Annotated in this window: 4 protein-coding genes; 3 read left to right on the forward strand and 1 reads right to left on the reverse strand. The window is 70.7% G+C overall.

What is annotated here, in order from left to right:
• Positions 1-145: 145 nt before the first annotated feature.
• Positions 146-820 carry a CBS domain-containing protein gene (locus ACFW2E_RS31680; protein WP_384470705.1) on the reverse strand — a complete coding sequence of 225 codons (675 nt, stop codon included), beginning with the start codon at positions 818-820 and terminating at the stop codon, positions 146-148.
• Between the two features lie 219 nt (positions 821-1,039).
• Here ACFW2E_RS31680 and ACFW2E_RS31685 point away from each other — a divergent pair, with 219 nt between their 5' ends.
• From ACFW2E_RS31685 to ACFW2E_RS31695, 3 genes are all read left to right on the forward strand, one after another.
• Positions 1,040-1,324, forward strand: coding sequence for a hypothetical protein (locus ACFW2E_RS31685; RefSeq protein ID WP_384470708.1), 285 nt, complete (start codon positions 1,040-1,042; stop codon positions 1,322-1,324).
• Positions 1,325-1,377: 53 nt separating this feature from the next.
• Positions 1,378-2,256, forward strand: coding sequence for a universal stress protein (locus ACFW2E_RS31690; RefSeq protein ID WP_384470711.1), 879 nt, complete (start codon positions 1,378-1,380; stop codon positions 2,254-2,256).
• Between the two features lie 55 nt (positions 2,257-2,311).
• A partial coding sequence (locus ACFW2E_RS31695) for a universal stress protein (RefSeq protein WP_384470713.1) occupies positions 2,312-2,578 on the forward strand: 267 nt, incomplete at its 3' end.

Raw genomic sequence — 2,578 nt, forward strand, 5'->3', positions numbered from 1 at the left:
GGGGGCTGGGCCCGCTCCGCGCCCGGGCAGAGCCCCTCGCGCGGATGTGGTCGGGGCGGGGTTTTTTGCCGGCGCCCCAACACCGTCGTGTCCGTGGGCGGTGTCCCTGCGGGGCGGACACGGTGGACAAAGTCCATCAAGTCCCTCAAGTCTCTGAACTTGGATCACTCCGCACCGATGCCTGAGCGAGGTGACAGCGGACGTCCACCACACCTTCGACCGCTCGGGCCAGACGTTCGGCCACGGGGATCAGCGCGGTGCTGTCGACCCAGCCGGTGAGGGCCACTACACCCTCGGACACCTCGACCTGTATGTGATCGGCGGAGAGGGGGAACAGGTGGTCGATGACCTCGTGACGTACCTCCTCGGTGAGTTCCTCGTCCTCCCGCAGGAACACTTTGAGCAGGTCCGCACGGCTCACCACGCCTTGGAGCACGTCCACGTCGTCGACCACCGGCAGCCGCTTGATCTTGAGCCGGGCCATGACGCGTGCGGCCTCGGCCAGGGTGGCGTTGGCGCGTACCGTCACCGCGGGGGAACTCATCAGCTCGCCGGCCGTCAGCCCGCCCGCCTTGGCCAGGTCGGGCAGTCGGCTCAGTTGGGTGAACCTGTCCGGGTCGCTGTCCCTGAACTCCTCCTTGGGCAGCAGGTCGGCCTCGGAGACGACACCGACCACGCGGCCCTCGCCCTCCAGCACGGGCAGGGCGCTGACCTTCCACTGCTCCATCAGCCTGACAATGTCCTTGAACGGCGCGTCGCGACCGATCGCGACAACGGTGGGCGTCATCACGTCGCTCACGATGTGCGGGCTGCCGTGCATGTCTTCTCCTCCTCGGACGCGGGCTCTGCGATTCCAGCGTGCGCGCGGGCGAAGGTGCGCGCCACGGGTCGCTCGGACCCGGCAGGGGGGCGTTCGGCCCAAGGAACGGAGGGGACCCTCCGAACCACGAGCAGGACCGCTCGGCTCATGCGCCGCGACCGTCTTCGGAGTTGGCTGGAGGTGAGCGGATACGACTCCGACCGAAGGAGGGTGAGGAACGTGGGTACGAGCCTCACAGCGGAGTTCTGGGAACGGTTCGCATTTCTGCTGGTCGCGGCGGTGGCCCTGACCGTGATCCTCACCGCGACGCTCGATCATGTCGCCGGCCGCCTGCTGAGCCGTCGCACCCACGGGGCCACGACGCCCCGGGACGCGCGAGCAGCGGTTCGTTCACCGCACCGCCGTGCGCGGTGGAACACCAGGGCGCGGGCCCAGCATGGGCCGAACGTCCCCGACGAGCGTCAGGAAGCTCCGCGTGCCGACCACCCACGGGTGTCACGGTGAGATCGAGATTCCGTGCTGCCGACGCGGCAGCTCGATGAAAGACGGTGGGCACGATGACAACACTTCCTCTGGTCGTGGGCGTCGACGGATCGGATTCGAGCCTGCAGGCAGTCGACTGGGCCGTGGACGAAGCCGCTCGCCACGGACTGCCGTTGCGCCTTGTCCACGCCTCACTCTGGGAGCGCTACGAGGGAGCCGTTCCATCGAGCGGCACGGAACGCCCGTCGGAGCGCGTGATGGCCGAGAACATCGTCGCCTCCGCGGCAGAGCGCGCCGCACGGCGCCAACCGGACGTGAAGGTCACTACTGAGGTCATTCCCGAGGAGCCGGCGGAGACACTGCTGCACGAGGGCAACAGCGCCTTCGCTCTGGTGACGGGATCGCGTGGCCGCGGTGAGCTGCAGGGACTGCTCCTCGGGTCGGTCGGGCTGGCCGTGGCGGCACGCTCGCACCGCCCCGTCGTCGTGGTCCGGGGCGACATCGCAGGTGTGGCCGGCAGCCACGGCCGGATCCTGCTCGGTGTGGGGGACACGGCAACCGGCGGTGAGGCCGTCCGGTTCGCCTTCCGTGAGGCGGAGGTGCGCGGCTCCGTCCTCGACGCCGTGCGGGCCTGGCGCTGCCCCGCACACGAGACCGCAGAACACCCCGGGCTCGCCGACGACGCCGGGCGCCGGCACGAGGAGAGGGCTTCGGACCTGCTCGACACCGCGCTGCGCGAGGCGTCGGGCGACCACCCGGGCGTCAGGCTACGCAGCGTCTCCGTCGAGGGACCGGCCCGCCGGATCCTCGTGCAGCGCTCGGCCGCCGCCGATCTGGTGGTCGTCGGCGCACACCGCAGAGAGGGACACTTCGGGCTCCAGCTGGGTCGGGTGGGTCACACCCTGCTCCACCACGCGTACTGCCCGGTGGCGATCGTGCCCCAGCCGGTGTGACCGAGACGCCGCGCCCCGTGCGCGCGGTGACAGGCGGACGTGGGAGGTGACGACCATGCTGCAGTCGCGGCCGGTCGTGGTCGGTGTGGACGGTTCCCGGGAGAGCCTGGCGGCGGCCGACTGGGCGGCCCGGGAAGCCTTGCGCAGGGGACTTCCCCTGCGGTTGGTGCATGCCTGGGAGGGACTGCCCGACGACGACGTCCACGCGGACCTGCCCGAACTCCGGGCGCCGCAGTACCACGCCCGGCGGGGCCGGAGGGGCGCGGTGCTGATGCTGTACGAGGCGTACCCGCACCGTTTAGTCTCGGCGCTAGCGGTGGGC

This window comes from Streptomyces sp. NPDC058964, assembly GCF_042741275.1.
Classification (GTDB): Bacteria; Actinomycetota; Actinomycetes; order Streptomycetales; family Streptomycetaceae; genus Streptomyces.

Coding starts and splice junctions, on each gene's coding strand:
- ACFW2E_RS31680 (WP_384470705.1), bottom strand. CDS start 820: ATGCACGGCAGCCCGCACATCGTGAGCGACGTGATGACGCCCACCGTT.
- ACFW2E_RS31690 (WP_384470711.1), top strand. CDS start 1,378: ATGACAACACTTCCTCTGGTCGTGGGCGTCGACGGATCGGATTCGAGC.